We start from the raw sequence: 13,090 nt of genomic DNA, 5'->3' as shown, positions 1-13,090 counted from the left end.
CTTACAGACACCAGAGTGTTCGCCATCGATTCGCCCGAGTCAACGGAACAAGCCAGAAATTTTCTGGAGTTAGCGCTTCCAAGGCTCGTCGATCGTGCGCTACGGTTCCGGTCTGAAAGCCAGGTTTCAGACACAAGGAGCATGGATGCCGGGTCTGAAGGGCCGCGTGGTCGGTCAGCACTGGTACACGCCGTACGTGTTCATGCTGCCCGGGCTGCTGTTCTATGCCGCGATGTTCGCCTGGCCGGCGGTGATCGCGATCCAGCTGGCGTTCTCGGACTACGACATCGTGCATCCGGTGCGCTTCTCCGGCCTGGACAACTTCGTCCACCTGGTGCACGACCCGCGGGTCTGGATCGCACTGCGGAACTCGCTGCTGTTCGTGCTGATGTTCCTGCCGCTGACCGTGGTCGCGCCGTTGTTCCTGGCGATGCTGGTGAACCTGAAGCTGCGCGCGATCCAGGCGTTCCGGATGCTCTACTACCTGCCGGTGATCACGTCGATGGTCGCGGTGGCGGTCGCCTGGCGGTACGTCTTCAACCGCGAGGGAGTGGTGAACTGGCTGCTCGGCCTGTTCGGCGCCGGCCCGACGGACTTCCTGCTCGACCGGCACTGGGCGCTGCCGACCGTCGTCCTGCTGGAGGCGTGGAAGAACGCCGGCCTGTTCATGATGATCTACCTGGCCGGGCTCCAGGCGGTGCCGTCCGACCAGGTAGAGGCCGCGACGATCGACGGTGCCGGTGGGTGGCAGCGGCTGCTGTACGTCGTCGTACCGGCGCTGCGGCCGACGTTCGCCGTGACGCTCGTACTGAGCATGCTCGAGGCGATGCGGGCGTTCGAGTCCGTCTACGTGCTGACCCGCGGCGGTCCGCTCGACGCCACGCTCACCCTTGGCTACTACATCTGGTCGAAAGCCTTCCAGGACTACGACATGGGCTACGCCAGTGCCGTCGGATTGTTGCTGTGGGCAATCATGATCGTGCTGGCCGGGTTCAACCTGCTGGTGACCCGGCGGAGGGACGTCTGATGAGTCGCCGAATCGGCTGGTACGTCCTGCTCGTCGCGGTCGCGGCGTTGTTCGTCGGCCCGTTCCTCATCCTGCTGAGCGCCGCGACCAAACCGGCCAGTCAGGACGTGTTCGGCTTCCCTCCGGACCTGATCCCGCGGCCACCCGTCGGCACCTGGTTCCGCGAGGCCTGGACGACGATCCCGTACGCACGGTTCCTGCTGAACTCGGTGATCTACGTCGGCATCACGGTCCCGGTGTACCTCGTGGTGTCGGCGCTGACGGCGTACCCGCTGGCCAGGATCGCGTTCCGCGGCCGCGGCGTGTTCTTCATGCTGTTCCTGTCGATCATGTTCCTGCCCGGCGAGCTGATGCTGATCCCGCGGTTCCTGGTGATGAGCCAGCTCGGGCTGACCGACACGTTCGCGTCGGTGATCCTGCCGGCGATCCTGTCCTCGCTCGGGATCTTCCTGCTCCGGCAGGCGTTCGCGCAGATCCCGGACGAGGTCGTCGAGGCCGCCCGGGTGGACGGCGCGAACGAATTCCAGATCTTCGGGCGGATCTGCGTCCCGATCGTCGCCCCGACCCTCGCCGTGCTCGCGATCCTCGGATTCGTCTCGGTGTGGAACAGCTTCATCTGGCCGCTGGTCGTGCTGACCAGCCAGTCCAAGTTCCCGATCGCCCTCGGGATCGCCTACCTCAGCGGGGTCGCCGGTACCGATGTCCGCGGTCTCGCGGCCGGCACGGTGATCTCGCTGGTACCCGTCATCGCGGTCTTCCTCCTGCTGCAGAAACGCATCCTCAACAGCATGGGCGGCGCCGTCAAAGGCTGATCCGCCCCGACCCTTGTGAGGCTCTCATGCAACCCTCCCGCCGCACCTTCGTCCTCGGCGCCACCGCCGGCGGCATCGCCGCCTGGGCAGGTCTCCCGTCGTTGACCGCGTCCGCCGACCCACTCGTCTACGACTCGCCGCAAGCCTTCGACGTCGCGCAGGCCGGCTATCTCGCCTCGAACCCACAGGACAACGAGGCCGGTGTGTACGCCTGGGGCGAGTCGTACTTCGGGCTCAGCCTGCTCCGGATGTACGAGGCCTACCAGGACGAGCACTACCTGCAAACGTTCGAGGACCGGGCCCGGCTGCTGATGCGGACCACGGACCACGCCCGCCACGTCGTCGACTACGCGGGCCGCTCGGGCAAGGTCTGGCGTACCGCGGGCAACTACACCGCGGGGCACGCCGTAGTGCCCGACGGCACCGGCAAGCCTGCGGTCCAGCTGCGGTGGGCCGGCACCCGTTCGGCCGAGTCGACCGCGGAGGTGTCGAACGTTGCCGGCAGCACCTTCACCCTCGTCCTCCGCAACCCGGGCACCACCTCGGTCGTGACACTGCGGAACGTCGACCTCGACCCGGCGTCCCCGGCATACGTCGTGACCGCGGTGAACAACGCGTACAACGCCGGGCTGCGCTGGACCGCGGTCGAGCTGCGGGACGCCCCGGCCGCGGCACCCGCGCCGGCAGCGAGCACGATCACTTTCCAGTCGCAGTACTACGTGTTCGCCGTGCACACCGGGATGATCGCGTTCCCGCTGGCCCGGTACGCGCGGATGGTGTTGCAGTCGTCCAAGCTCGGGTCGCGCCAGAAGTTCGCGAGGGAGGTGCTGGACGCGGCGATCCAGGCCGTCAGGTTCCACGACCCGGAGTGGGACGGCAACGGGAACTACCTGTGGCCGAAGGGCGCGCCGATCCCGTTCGACGGCACGATCCAGCCGTACAACCAGAGCCAGGCGCTCGGTCAGGTGATGGTCGAGTTGTACCGCGTGACGAAGAAGCCGGAGTACAAGACCCGGGTCCAGCAGCTGCTGACGTCGTACCAGCCCGCGCTGCGGTCCGTTGACGGCGCGTACGTGTGGACGTACTGGCCGCCGTACAGCCAGTTGTACACCGGGTATCCGAAGACCGCGGGCATCTCCGAGTACACGCCGTCGTACCCGGCGTCCACGCAGGTCGAGGACCTGAGCCATGCGGCGATCACTACCGAGTTCGTGCACGCGGCGTACGACGCGGGCATCGACGGCGGGTCGGCGACGGACGTGCGGGCGTTCGCGAAAACCTTTACGCAGAAGCTGGTCCGGTCCGCGAACGAGGTCTGGTTCCGCGTCGACGGGACAGGGGACGCCGTACCGGCGAACGCCGTGCAGTGCGCGCGCTGGGTCGAGTATGCCGAGCAGGACCTGGTGATCTACCAGCAGTCGTTGCGCGTGTACGAAGCGGTGCAGCTCCAACCCGTGCAAGGCTCGCACGCGTTGGGCATCGCCTACCTGAACTGGGCGAAGAACTCTGGATGGAGGAACAAGTGAGACTGCTCCGGATCCATACGCCGGACGGCCTGCGCGACGCGATCCTGACCGACGACGGCAGGGTCCAACTGCCGGACGGCGCTGCCCTGGACCTCGCGGAGGTACGGCTGGCGGCCCCGCTCGACCCGGGGAAGATCGTGTGCGTCGGCCTCAACTACGCCGACCACGCGGCCGAGGGCGGGCAGGAAGCCCCCGCCGAGCCGATCCTGTTCCTGAAGACTCCGGACACGGTCGTCGGTCCGTACGACGACATCGTGATCCCGCGGGGGAGCGAGAAGACGGACTGGGAGGTCGAGCTCGGCGTGGTCATCGGCCGTACGGCGGCGTACCTCGGCTCCGCGGCGGAGGCGCTCGACCACGTCGCCGGGTACGTGCTGGTGAACGACGTGTCCGAGCGGCACTTCCAGCTCGAGCGCGGCGGGCAGTGGGACAAGGGCAAGAACTGCCCGACGTTCTGCCCGCTCGGCCCGTGGATCCTGACCGCCGACGAGGTCCCCGATCCGCAGGCGATCAAGCTCGGCCTGGAGGTGAACGGCGAGCCGTTGCAGGACAGTTCGACCGCCGAGATGATCTTCGGCGTCGGCTACCTCGTGCACTACATCTCCCAGTTCATGACCCTGTACCCAGGCGACGTGATCAGCACCGGTACGCCGGCCGGCGTCGGCGCGGGCCAGAAGCCGCCGCGCTACCTGAAGGAAGGCGACGTACTCCGGACCTGGGCCGACGGGCTGGGAGAGCAGCGCAACAAGCTGGTCGCTAGCTCTTGAGTGCGGCGGCGATCGAGTCGGCGACCGGCGTGGTCGGGCGGCCGATCAGGTCGGCGAGATCGCTGCCGCGGGAGTCCAGCAGGCCGCGGACGACCGCGCCGTCGATGTCGAGGAGCACCCCGACGTACGGCGCCGGGATGCCGGCCGCGGTCAGCGCCTGGGCGTGCTCGTCCGGCGACACGTTGCGGTAGGCAACGTCCTGGCCGGACTGCTCCGCGACCTCGGCGGCGTACTCCGCCATCGTCCAGGACACGTCGCCGTTCAGCTCGTACGCCTTGTTCTCATGGCCGTCACCGGTCAGTACGGCGGCCGCCGCGGCCGCGTAGTCGCGCCGGGCCGCCGAGGCGATCCGCCCGTCGCCCGCGCTGCCGAGGATGCCGTGCGCGAGCTGCCCGGCGAGCTGGTCGGTGTACACCTCGTTGTACCAGCCGTTGCGGAGGAACGTGTACGGCAGCCCCGAGTCGAGGACCGCCTGCTCGGTGGCGAGGTGGTCCGTGGCCAGCTCGAAGTCGGCCTTCGACCCGCCGAGGACGCTGGTGTAGGCGATCCGCGCCACGCCGGCGTCCTTCGCGGCGCCGATCACCGCGCGATGCTGGTCGCGCCGGTTCGGGTCCATGCCCGAGATCAGCAGGACCGTGTCGCCCGCCCCGAACGCCTTAGCGAACGCGTCGGGGTCGTTGTAGTCGGCGATCCGTACCTCGACGCCGCGCTCGGCGATCGGTGCGGCCTTCGCGGCGTTCCGCGCGACCGCGACGACCTGGTCGGCGGGCACGCGCTGCAGCAGTTCGTCGATGACGAGAGTGCCCAGGTGGCCGGTTGCTGCGGTGACGACGATGCTCATCGGTAGTCCCTCTCAGTTGATGTCTGTCACCGACAGTAGACGCGGGGCGCGAGCGGATCTATGTCCATCAGGCGCTGGTTTATGTCCGATCGTCTTGATCATGGCGCGTATGATGCAGGTATGGATGTGCTCGCCGATGTTGTCTCCGCGATGAAGACCGGTCCCGCCACCTCCGGACGCACCGTCGTCCGCGGTCCGTGGGGCCTCGGGTTCGCGCACTCGTCCGGTGCCACCTTCCACCTCGTGCTGCAGGGTACGGCGTGGTTGCTGCCGCCGGACGGTTCGCCGATCCCGCTCGGTCCCGGGGACGCCGTGCTGCTGCCGCGCGGCCTGGACCACGCGCTCGTCGACCACCCGGACTCGCCGGTGGTCCCGTTCGACCCGTCGGTCGAGGAGCCGCCGCAGGGGCAGGGTGCGCGGGCGTTGCTGCTCTGCGGGACGTACCGGCTGGACCGCGAGCGCCCGCACCCGGTGCTGACCCGGCTGCCGGACGTTGCCGTCGTACCGGCGGATCCCGGGCGGCACCGGACGTTGCACACGGCAATCAGCATCCTGGGGGAGGAGCTCGACGCGCAGCGGCCCGGTGCGGCGGCCGTCGTACCGGCGCTGGTGGACGCCTTGCTGGTGCTGATCCTCCGGGCCTGGATGGAGGACCACGACTGCCCCACAGACCGCGGGTGGGCGCGGGCGCTGACGGATCCGTCCGTCGTGCAGGCGTTGGAGTTGCTCCACGAGCGGCCCGGCGCGGCGTGGACGGTCGCCGACTTGGCATCGGACGTCGGTCTGTCGCGGGCGGCGTTCGCGCGCCGGTTCACCGAGGCGGTCGGGGAGCCGCCGCTGACGTACCTTTCGCGCTGGCGGATGACGACCGCGGCCCGGCTGCTGCGCGACCACGACCGCCCGCTCGCCACGGTCGCGAAACAGATCGGGTACACGTCGGAGTTCGCGTTCGCGAAGGCGTTCAAGCGCGACTTCGGCGTACCGCCGGGGACCTATCGCAAGCAGCTCACTCCGGCCTGAGGGTCGCCACCAGTTCGCCGCGGCTGCGGACGCCGACCTTCGCGAACGCGGCCTTCAGGTGGTCCTGGATTGTGTGCGGCGAGATCGCCAGCCGGTCGGCGATCGCGACGGTGCTGTGCCCGGCGATCACCTCCAGGCAGATCTCCCGCTCCCGCGTGGTCAGCCCGTACGCCGCGAGCAGCATCCCGAGCAGGTGCCGCCCGGACGCCGGCTCGATCGTCACGACGACTTCCTCGTCGTCGCTGATCAACCGGCTGCCCTGCATGAGGATCCAGCCGCCGGACGGCGTCTGAAGCCGCGCCTGGAACGTGCCGGACGTCGCCGCCCTGGTCCCGGTCACGACGGCGTTCAGCAGTACGTCGAACCGCTGCCCGAGCTCGTCCTGCCAGGTCCGCGCGGCGGCCGTGATCGCCCGCGGCGTACCCGTCGGGCCGGTGACGACGATCGACGGCCCGGCCCCGCCGCGGTACCCGTGCGCGTCCGTCCGGACGGCGACCCGGGTCGCCGCGCCGATCACCGGCGCCACCGAGCCGAGGAACTCCAGCTCCCGGTCGCCGAAGTCCGGCCCGCTGCGGACGAAGCCGGCCGCGCCCCAGCAGTCCCCGTCGACGACGAACGTGGTCCGCACCTCGTGCTCGATCCCGAGCGGCCGCCACACCTCGTTCAGCCGCCGGTGCCCGACCACCTCGCGGTGCGGCAGGTCCGACAGGCGCGCGACCGGGTGCGACGTCCGCGCCAGTTCGGCGAACGAGTTCGGCACGGTGCCGGCGTACTCCGTCTCCGCCAGCCGCGGCTCGTACTCCGCCGGAATGCGGGCCGCGCCGCTGGTCATCGAGCTGATCACCAGCGTGGCCGGGTCGATGCCCGCCCAGCAGGTCAGCTCGCTGCCGACGATCCGTTCGACCACCTCGATCGCGGCCGCGTGCAGTTCGGCGACGCCCATCCCCGCCGTCGCCAGTGCCGCGATGTCCCGGCGCGCGGCCCGCGCCCGGCCCTCCCACATGGGCTCAGTATGCGCCGCCGTACCGCGGCCGCCTATCCCGTAAATGTGGGGATCCCGGCCTGTTTCCAGGGCCTGTTCGCACGGGATGGTTCGCCGCTGGGGTGCCGCCTAGCGTGCGGTTCATGAGCGAGACAGTGCATCTCAGCAGCGCGGGCACCGGCGTCGAGTACGCCGCCCCGGACGCGACCGTGACCGTGAAGATCGGCACCGAACACACCGCCGGTCAGTACGAGGTGTTCGAGATCGACGCCCCGCGTGCCGACGCGGCACCGCCGCACCGGGAGGCGTGGAGCAAGGCGTTCTACGTCCTGCAGGGCCGGATCCTCGTCCAGGCAGAGGATCAGGGCTACGACCTCGGTCCCGGCGCCTCGATCAGCATCCCGGCCGGGACGCTGAACACGTTCTCGGTGCTGACGCCGACGGCCAAGTTCCTGACCATCAGCCAGACCGGGCGGATGGGTGCGTTCTTCGCGGAGTTGGCAGGCGCCGACCCGACCGACTACGCGGCGCTCGGGCAGGTCGCCGCGCGCCACGGGGTGGAGCTCCGATGAGTACGGCGGCGCAGGTGCTCGCGTCCGTCATCGCCGTGCTGCTCGCGTCGGTGTGGTTGATGGAGTCGTTCTTCTACCGCCATTCACGGCTGTATCCGCTGTTCCTGCTCGAACGCCGGGACTTCGACGCGGTCAGGCTCTGGATCGTCAACCTCGGCTTCTACAACCTCTCGACAGCCATCGCGCTGGCGCTCGGCGTCGTACTCGCGCGGTCGGGACATGTTCCGCAAGGCGAGGCGCTGGTCGCGTTCACGGCCGGGCAGCACGTGTTCCTGGCACTGGTGCTGCTCGCGACCGAACGCCGGCTCTGGCTGAACACACTGCTCGAGGGAGTTCCTGCCCTGGTTTTGCTCATCCTCGTCCTGTAGGAAAGTTACCGATTCTGCGCCATCATGGGTACGAATGCACCGCACACACTCAAGGTTCCCGAATGGTCACCGAACGTTCGGCCTGACCGGGGACCCACCGCCCTGAGTATCCGTGAAGGTGAGGCCCATGAGCTCGATCAGCCGCAGGACCCTCGTTCTCGGCGGACTCGCCGTGGCCGGCGCCGGCGCACTCCCTGCCGCCGCCGTCTCCTCGGTGATGACCGCCACCGCCGCCGTCCCGTACCCGTTCCAGCTCGGCATCGCGTCCGGCGAGCCCGACGCGAACAGCGTCGTACTGTGGACCCGCCTGGCGCCGTCGCCGACCAACGCCGACGGGCAGGGCGGGATGGCGAACGCCGACGTCGCCGTCGACTGGCAGGTGTCGGCGACCGACACGTTCGCCACCCTCGTCGCCTCCGGCACTGTCACCGCGCAGTACGCCGCCGCGCACTCGGTGCACGCGATCGCCGGCGGCCTCGCCTCGGACTCCGACTACTTCTACCGGTTCCGCGCGCAGGGCCACATCTCGCCGGTCGGCCGGACCCGCACCACGCCCGCCGTCGGCGCCGCCGGCCGCGACCTGCTGATGGCGTTCACGTCCTGCTCGCACTACGAGGAGGGCTACTTCACCGTGTACCGCCGGATGGCCGAGGAGAACCCGGGCGTCATCCTGCACCTCGGCGACTACATCTACGAGTACGGCGCGACCGCGGGCCGGACCCGGTTGCACCTCGGCAGCGAGATCGTGTCGCTCGCGGACTACCGCCGCCGGTACGCGCAGTACAAGACCGACCCCGATCTGCAGGCGGCACACGCCGTCGCGCCGTGGATCGTCGTACCGGACGACCACGAGGTGGAGAACAACTACGCGGGGACGATCCGCGAGAACAACACACCCGCGCTGACGGCGGCGCAGTGGACCGCGCGACGTTCCGCGGCGTACCAGGCGTACTACGAGAACATGCCGCTGCGGCCTGCTCAGGTGAACAGCGGCAACAGCATCCAGCTGTACCGGCGGTTGCGCTGGGGGAGCCTCGCGACGTTCCACATGCTCGACACGCGCCAGTACCGCAACGACCAGGCCTGTGGTGACGGCTGGAAGGTGTGCTCGGACGCGGACCTCGCGTCCCGCAGCCTGCCCGGCAACCCGCAGGAGAGTTGGCTGCTGGACGGTCTGGGGCAGCACCTGGGGACGTGGGACATCATCGGCCAGCAGGTGTTCTTCGCGCGCCGGTTCAACTCGACAGGGGCGAGCATGGACTCGTGGGACGGGTACCGGGCGTCGCGGGCGCGCATCCAGCAGGGTTGGGTGGACCGGTCCGTCCGCAACCCCGTCGTACTGACCGGGGACGTGCATCGGGCGTGGGCGAGCGATCTCAAGGCCGACTACAACAACGCGAGCTCCGCGACGATCGGCACGGAGCTGGTGACCAGCTCGGTGACCTCCAGCGGTGACGGCGACGGGGCGACCACGGTGCCTGACGTGGGTACGAACCCGTGGCTGAAGTTCTACAACAACCGCCGCGGCTACGTGCGGGCGACGGTCAGCCCGACCGAGCTGCGGGCCGATTTCCGCAACGTGGCAAAGGTTTCCGAGCACGGCGCCGCTGCCGCGACCGTGAAGTCGTTCGTGGTCCAAGAGGGCCACCCGGGCCTGCAGGCGGTGTGACGTCCCATGAAGAAGCTACTCGCGTTTGCTGCTGTTGCTACTGCCTTGACCTTCACTGCGAGCCCTGCATCGGCTCACATCGCCGCGCCTACCTGGACAACGGCCAACAGTGTTTCGACCGGTGACCAGGACAACTCCTCCGTGGCGATCAACAAGAACGGGTACGTCGCCGTGGTCTGGGAGGACGACCGCGACACCGACAATGCGACCGACAACGTCCACAGCGAGATCTACCTACGCCTGTTCCACAACGGCACAGCTGTGTACGAGAAGAAGCTGTCCGCGGGCGGCAACACCGGCGTGACGACCTGGCGGCACCTGCACCCGGACGTCGGCCTGGACGACAACGGCAACGCCGTCGTGGTCTGGCAGGACGACCCAGACGGCAACGGGTACTACAACATCCCGTACCGCGTCGTGAACACCGCAGGCACCGTCACGGCGTCCGGCAACGCCAACAGCAGCTCCACTGGTCAGCAGATCAACCCACGGGTCGCCGTAGATCCGGACGGTGCACCCTCTGGTGCCGCGGTTGCATTCACGGTCGTGTGGGAGGACATCCAGACCGGCGCACAGGCCTCCGTGAAAGCTGCTGGCTTCACGGGGCCTTCTACGCGTGCCTGGGAGGTTTCGGCCTCGGCCACGACAGGCCAGCACCACAACCCGGACGTAGCCGTGTCCGCATCGGGGGACGCCGTAGTCGTCTGGGACGACGACGCCGACGGCAACGGCTACTACCAGATCGGCCTGATCCGGCTGGCTCGGACGAACGGTGCAGCAACGCTGTCACGGCGCTCCGCAAACGCGTCCGGTGGCGGCCAGCAGAGGCACGCGTCGGTCGCGGCCAACTTCAACGGCGACTTCGCAGTCGCCTGGGAGTCCGACCACACCGGTACGCCGGGCGTCTGGACCCGCTCGTTCACACCGGCCGGTACGGCGCGCTACGCCGACACGGAGGTCGCCGCCGGCGGCACGGCTCCGTCGATCGGCATCGACGACCAGGCGCAGTCCGTGGTCGGCTGGACGGTCCAAGGCGCTGACCCTGACGTCTGGGTCCGCGGCTTCGGCACCGATGGCACCGACACGAGCCGCCTGTCCGCGCAGAAGCTCAGCTCGGTCACCACGGGCCGGCAGGAGCAGATGGCGGTCGCGGTCTCGCCGTACGCCGAAGTGGCTGTCGCGTACACCGACGACAACGACGGCAATACCTACGACCAGGTCATGCTGGGCACGGGCATCTCCAACAACAGTTGGTGAATCAGTGCGTCGTCGGGGACACCGTGCTGAGTACGGTGTCCCCGGTGTCGACCACATCGAGGTGGTCGATGTCCTGCAGCGGGATCGACGTACTGGCCGGGACGTTCGCCTGGTAGCTGCCGTTGGCCGCCCACCAGCCCGCTACCTGGGTGCTCCCGTCGCGGCCGTGGACGACCAGCATGCAGTGTTCGTACGGCTTCAGGTCGGTTATCCGGAGTTGGATGTCCGTGCCCCAGTTGCGGCTGACCAGCTTGGCCGTGGTGTCGATCCCGCCGACGCCGTTCGTGGCAGTCCACGTCACTGCGGCCGGTGCGCTCACCAGAGCCCAGCTGACGAGCCCAGTGAGCGTGGCAGCCACTGCGGCACCAAGCATCCACCAGGGTCGCTTCTTGGTGAGCTGCAGCGGCGCAGGCTCCGGCTGATCGATCTCGATGTCTTCCACGGGTACTGCGTGCAGCAGCCCCGGCAGGTGCGCGAACTGCAGCAACGTCTCGCGGCACGCCGTACACGTCGGCAGATGCTCCTCGACCGCATGCCGTTCCGACGCCTCGAGCGCACCAAGCACATAGGCGCCGATCGACGTCGTCTCGGGGCACGTCATGAGCCGGTCACTCCTCGTTCCTCCAGCGCCGCGCGGAGGGCGTGCAGCGCGTAGTAGCTGCGCGACTTCACCGTCCCCGGCGGTACGCCGAGAACGACGGCCGCCTCGTTGACGGTGCGCCGGCGGTAGAACAGTTCGACGATCACCTGCCGGTGGTCCTTGCTGAGACCCCGCAGTACGTCGATCACCTGCCAGACCTGCAGTACCCGGTCGATGTCGTCGCCGAGCGCCGGGAACTCGCGGTCGTCGATCGGCACCTCCGTCACCCGGGCGCCCTGTCTGCGGCGGCCGGAGATCACCAGGTTCCGGGCGACCGTGAACAGCCAGCGGCCGGCCCGGTCCGGGTCCAGCTCGGCGGCGTGCGCCCAGGCGCGGGTCATCGTCTCCTGCACGATGTCCTCGGCGTACTGGCGGTCGCCCACCGAGCGCAGCACGTACCCGAACAGCGGCCGCCGGTACCTGTCGTACAGCGCGCGGATCACCGTGTCGTCATCCACACCCCCGAACTACGTCCGGCGGCGGAAAACGGTTCAATCTGAACCGGGCGGCCGGATCGCGCGTATCTGCGGGGTGAGAGGAGATCCTGATGAAAACCACGATCTTGTTGCTAGGAGCAACGGTAGCCGCGGTCGGCACGCTGGCCGCGTGCGGCGGTAGCAACAGCAGCAACAGCAGCTCGCCGCCGGCCGGGGGCGGGGCGGCGGCGGCCGTGTCCGTCAAGGACGTCAGCGGGGTCGGCCAGACGCTGGTCGACGCGTCCGGCAAGACGCTGTACTTCGCCGAGCAGGAAGCCGGCGGGACGATCAAGTGCACGGCCGGCTGTCTGGACATCTGGGTGCCCGCGACCGGGACTGCCGCCGACGCGAAAGCGGTCAGCGGGCTGGGCACGATGAAACGCTCCGACACCGGCGCGGACCAACTGACCTTCCAGGGCAAGCCGCTGTACAGCTTCAAGCTCGACAACAACGGCCAGGCCAAGGGCAACAACGTGTCCGACAGCTTCTCCGGCATGAGCTTCACCTGGCACGCTGCGACCACGTCAGGTGCGGTGGCTCCGTCACCGGCCCCGTCGTCGTCCTCCGGCGGTGGTTACGGCAACGGCTACTGACGTTCGTAGACAGCCGTCAGTCGTCCGCGGGCGATCGCGCTGCTGTCGATCGCCTTCAGGGCGTCGGCGAGTTTCGTACCGGCCGGAAGGTTCGTTGCCTTCGACAACGCATAGACGGTGAACCGGTAGTGGTGCGTTCCGCTGGGAGGGCACGGACCGTAGTACGACGGCTTGCCGGCCGAGTTGGCGGCCGGTACGGCGCCGGTCGGCGTACTGCCCGCGGTGAGCGACGTGGTCTTCGGGTCGACGTCCAGGAGCACCCAGTGGGTGAAGGTACCGCTCGGCGCGTCCGGGTCGTCGACGACGATCGCCAGCGCCTTCGCGTCGCCCGGCGTACCGCTCCAGGCGAGCGGCGGCGACGTACCGGCGCCGTCGCAGGTGTACTCGACCGGGATCGAGCCGCCGTCGTGGAACGCCGGACTGGACACGGTGATGCGCGACGGCGCGGTGGTGGGGGGGGGCATAGGCCCCCCCCCCCGGCCACCCCCCCGGCCCAGCCGCCACACCCCCCCCACCAACACACCACAACCCACAACACCA

15 protein-coding genes are annotated in these 13,090 nt (G+C 69.0%); 10 read left to right on the top strand and 5 right to left on the bottom strand.

What is annotated here, in order from left to right; genetic code table 11:
- Positions 1 to 145 precede the first annotated feature (145 nt).
- Genes ACFV9C_RS30190 through ACFV9C_RS30175 form a run of 4 tightly spaced genes read left to right on the top strand, consistent with a single transcriptional unit; the run spans position 146 to position 4,132 of the window.
- Positions 146 to 1,027 (top strand): carbohydrate ABC transporter permease, encoded by an 882-nt coding sequence (locus ACFV9C_RS30190; RefSeq protein WP_380198932.1) that lies wholly within the window; start codon positions 146 to 148, stop codon positions 1,025 to 1,027.
- Complete coding sequence (locus tag ACFV9C_RS30185) at positions 1,027 to 1,839, top strand: carbohydrate ABC transporter permease (RefSeq protein WP_380198931.1); 813 nt, start codon at positions 1,027 to 1,029, stop codon at positions 1,837 to 1,839. The genes ACFV9C_RS30190 and ACFV9C_RS30185 overlap by 1 nt, the downstream gene beginning before the upstream one ends.
- Before the next feature lie 26 nt (positions 1,840 to 1,865).
- The gene (locus ACFV9C_RS30180; RefSeq protein ID WP_380198930.1) at positions 1,866 to 3,365 is read left to right on the top strand and encodes a hypothetical protein; all 1,500 of its coding nucleotides are present in this window, start codon (positions 1,866 to 1,868) and stop codon (positions 3,363 to 3,365) included.
- Entirely contained in the window at positions 3,362 to 4,132 is a 771-nt protein-coding gene (locus ACFV9C_RS30175) for a fumarylacetoacetate hydrolase family protein (RefSeq protein ID WP_380198929.1), read from the top strand. Before ACFV9C_RS30180 ends, ACFV9C_RS30175 begins: the two co-directional genes overlap by 4 nt.
- Here the strand turns inward: ACFV9C_RS30175 and ACFV9C_RS30170 are convergent.
- Positions 4,122 to 4,973: an NAD(P)H-binding protein gene (locus ACFV9C_RS30170; protein WP_380198928.1), complete on the bottom strand. Its 852-nt coding sequence runs from the start codon at positions 4,971 to 4,973 to the stop codon at positions 4,122 to 4,124. The genes ACFV9C_RS30175 and ACFV9C_RS30170 overlap by 11 nt on opposite strands.
- A 120-nt stretch (positions 4,974 to 5,093) precedes the next feature.
- Here ACFV9C_RS30170 and ACFV9C_RS30165 point away from each other — a divergent pair, with 120 nt between their 5' ends.
- On the top strand, positions 5,094 to 5,993 hold the full coding sequence (locus ACFV9C_RS30165; RefSeq protein ID WP_380198927.1) for a cupin domain-containing protein: 900 nt from the start codon (positions 5,094 to 5,096) through the stop codon (positions 5,991 to 5,993).
- Here ACFV9C_RS30165 and ACFV9C_RS30160 read toward each other — a convergent pair.
- A complete protein-coding gene (locus tag ACFV9C_RS30160) occupies positions 5,980 to 6,996 on the bottom strand; it encodes a helix-turn-helix transcriptional regulator (RefSeq protein WP_380198926.1) in 1,017 nt (338 codons plus the stop codon). The genes ACFV9C_RS30165 and ACFV9C_RS30160 overlap by 14 nt on opposite strands.
- A 122-nt stretch (positions 6,997 to 7,118) precedes the next feature.
- Here ACFV9C_RS30160 and ACFV9C_RS30155 point away from each other — a divergent pair, with 122 nt between their 5' ends.
- The 4 genes from ACFV9C_RS30155 to ACFV9C_RS30140 all read left to right on the top strand — a co-directional run bounded on the left by ACFV9C_RS30155 (position 7,119) and on the right by ACFV9C_RS30140 (position 10,841).
- Positions 7,119 to 7,547, top strand: a complete 429-nt coding sequence (locus ACFV9C_RS30155) for a cupin domain-containing protein (RefSeq protein WP_380198925.1) — start codon at positions 7,119 to 7,121, stop codon at positions 7,545 to 7,547.
- Positions 7,544 to 7,915, top strand: coding sequence for a DUF1304 family protein (locus ACFV9C_RS30150; RefSeq protein ID WP_380198924.1), 372 nt, complete (start codon positions 7,544 to 7,546; stop codon positions 7,913 to 7,915). Before ACFV9C_RS30155 ends, ACFV9C_RS30150 begins: the two co-directional genes overlap by 4 nt.
- Before the next feature lie 127 nt (positions 7,916 to 8,042).
- A complete protein-coding gene (locus ACFV9C_RS30145) occupies positions 8,043 to 9,584 on the top strand; it encodes an alkaline phosphatase D family protein (protein ID WP_380198923.1) in 1,542 nt (513 codons plus the stop codon).
- A 141-nt stretch (positions 9,585 to 9,725) separates the two neighbouring features.
- The gene (locus ACFV9C_RS30140) at positions 9,726 to 10,841 is read left to right on the top strand and encodes a hypothetical protein (protein WP_380198922.1); all 1,116 of its coding nucleotides are present in this window, start codon (positions 9,726 to 9,728) and stop codon (positions 10,839 to 10,841) included.
- 1 nt (position 10,842) lies between these two features.
- Here the strand turns inward: ACFV9C_RS30140 and ACFV9C_RS30135 are convergent, their stop codons facing one another.
- Together ACFV9C_RS30135 and ACFV9C_RS30130 are read right to left on the bottom strand one after the other, a co-directional pair.
- Positions 10,843 to 11,442 carry an anti-sigma factor family protein gene (locus ACFV9C_RS30135; RefSeq protein ID WP_380198921.1) on the bottom strand — a complete coding sequence of 200 codons (600 nt, stop codon included), beginning with the start codon at positions 11,440 to 11,442 and terminating at the stop codon, positions 10,843 to 10,845.
- The gene (locus ACFV9C_RS30130; RefSeq protein WP_380198920.1) at positions 11,439 to 11,939 is read right to left on the bottom strand and encodes a sigma-70 family RNA polymerase sigma factor; all 501 of its coding nucleotides are present in this window, start codon (positions 11,937 to 11,939) and stop codon (positions 11,439 to 11,441) included. Before ACFV9C_RS30130 ends, ACFV9C_RS30135 begins: the two co-directional genes overlap by 4 nt.
- An 89-nt stretch (positions 11,940 to 12,028) precedes the next feature.
- On the opposite strand from ACFV9C_RS30130, the gene ACFV9C_RS30125 reads away from it, so the two are divergent.
- On the top strand, positions 12,029 to 12,550 hold the full coding sequence (locus tag ACFV9C_RS30125; protein ID WP_380198919.1) for a hypothetical protein: 522 nt from the start codon (positions 12,029 to 12,031) through the stop codon (positions 12,548 to 12,550).
- Here the strand turns inward: ACFV9C_RS30125 and ACFV9C_RS30120 are convergent.
- The gene (locus tag ACFV9C_RS30120) at positions 12,544 to 13,014 is read right to left on the bottom strand and encodes a YbhB/YbcL family Raf kinase inhibitor-like protein (protein WP_380198918.1); all 471 of its coding nucleotides are present in this window, start codon (positions 13,012 to 13,014) and stop codon (positions 12,544 to 12,546) included. The two genes, ACFV9C_RS30125 and ACFV9C_RS30120, sit on opposite strands and share 7 nt — an antisense overlap.
- Between the last annotated feature and the right edge of the window lie 76 nt (positions 13,015 to 13,090).

Origin of the sequence: Kribbella sp. NPDC059898, assembly GCF_042730855.1 — a bacterium.
Classification (GTDB): domain Bacteria; phylum Actinomycetota; class Actinomycetes; order Propionibacteriales; family Kribbellaceae; genus Kribbella.
This window is presented reverse-complemented; position numbering and strand designations above follow the sequence as displayed.

Coding starts and splice junctions, on each gene's coding strand:
- ACFV9C_RS30120 (WP_380198918.1), bottom strand. CDS start 13,014: ATGCCCCCCCCCACCACCGCGCCGTCGCGCATCACCGTGTCCAGTCCG.
- ACFV9C_RS30125 (WP_380198919.1), top strand. CDS start 12,029: ATGAAAACCACGATCTTGTTGCTAGGAGCAACGGTAGCCGCGGTCGGC.
- ACFV9C_RS30150 (WP_380198924.1), top strand. CDS start 7,544: ATGAGTACGGCGGCGCAGGTGCTCGCGTCCGTCATCGCCGTGCTGCTC.
- ACFV9C_RS30170 (WP_380198928.1), bottom strand. CDS start 4,973: ATGAGCATCGTCGTCACCGCAGCAACCGGCCACCTGGGCACTCTCGTC.
- ACFV9C_RS30155 (WP_380198925.1), top strand. CDS start 7,119: ATGAGCGAGACAGTGCATCTCAGCAGCGCGGGCACCGGCGTCGAGTAC.
- ACFV9C_RS30185 (WP_380198931.1), top strand. CDS start 1,027: ATGAGTCGCCGAATCGGCTGGTACGTCCTGCTCGTCGCGGTCGCGGCG.
- ACFV9C_RS30180 (WP_380198930.1), top strand. CDS start 1,866: ATGCAACCCTCCCGCCGCACCTTCGTCCTCGGCGCCACCGCCGGCGGC.
- ACFV9C_RS30165 (WP_380198927.1), top strand. CDS start 5,094: ATGGATGTGCTCGCCGATGTTGTCTCCGCGATGAAGACCGGTCCCGCC.
- ACFV9C_RS30145 (WP_380198923.1), top strand. CDS start 8,043: ATGAGCTCGATCAGCCGCAGGACCCTCGTTCTCGGCGGACTCGCCGTG.
- ACFV9C_RS30190 (WP_380198932.1), top strand. CDS start 146: ATGCCGGGTCTGAAGGGCCGCGTGGTCGGTCAGCACTGGTACACGCCG.
- ACFV9C_RS30160 (WP_380198926.1), bottom strand. CDS start 6,996: ATGTGGGAGGGCCGGGCGCGGGCCGCGCGCCGGGACATCGCGGCACTG.
- ACFV9C_RS30135 (WP_380198921.1), bottom strand. CDS start 11,442: ATGACGTGCCCCGAGACGACGTCGATCGGCGCCTATGTGCTTGGTGCG.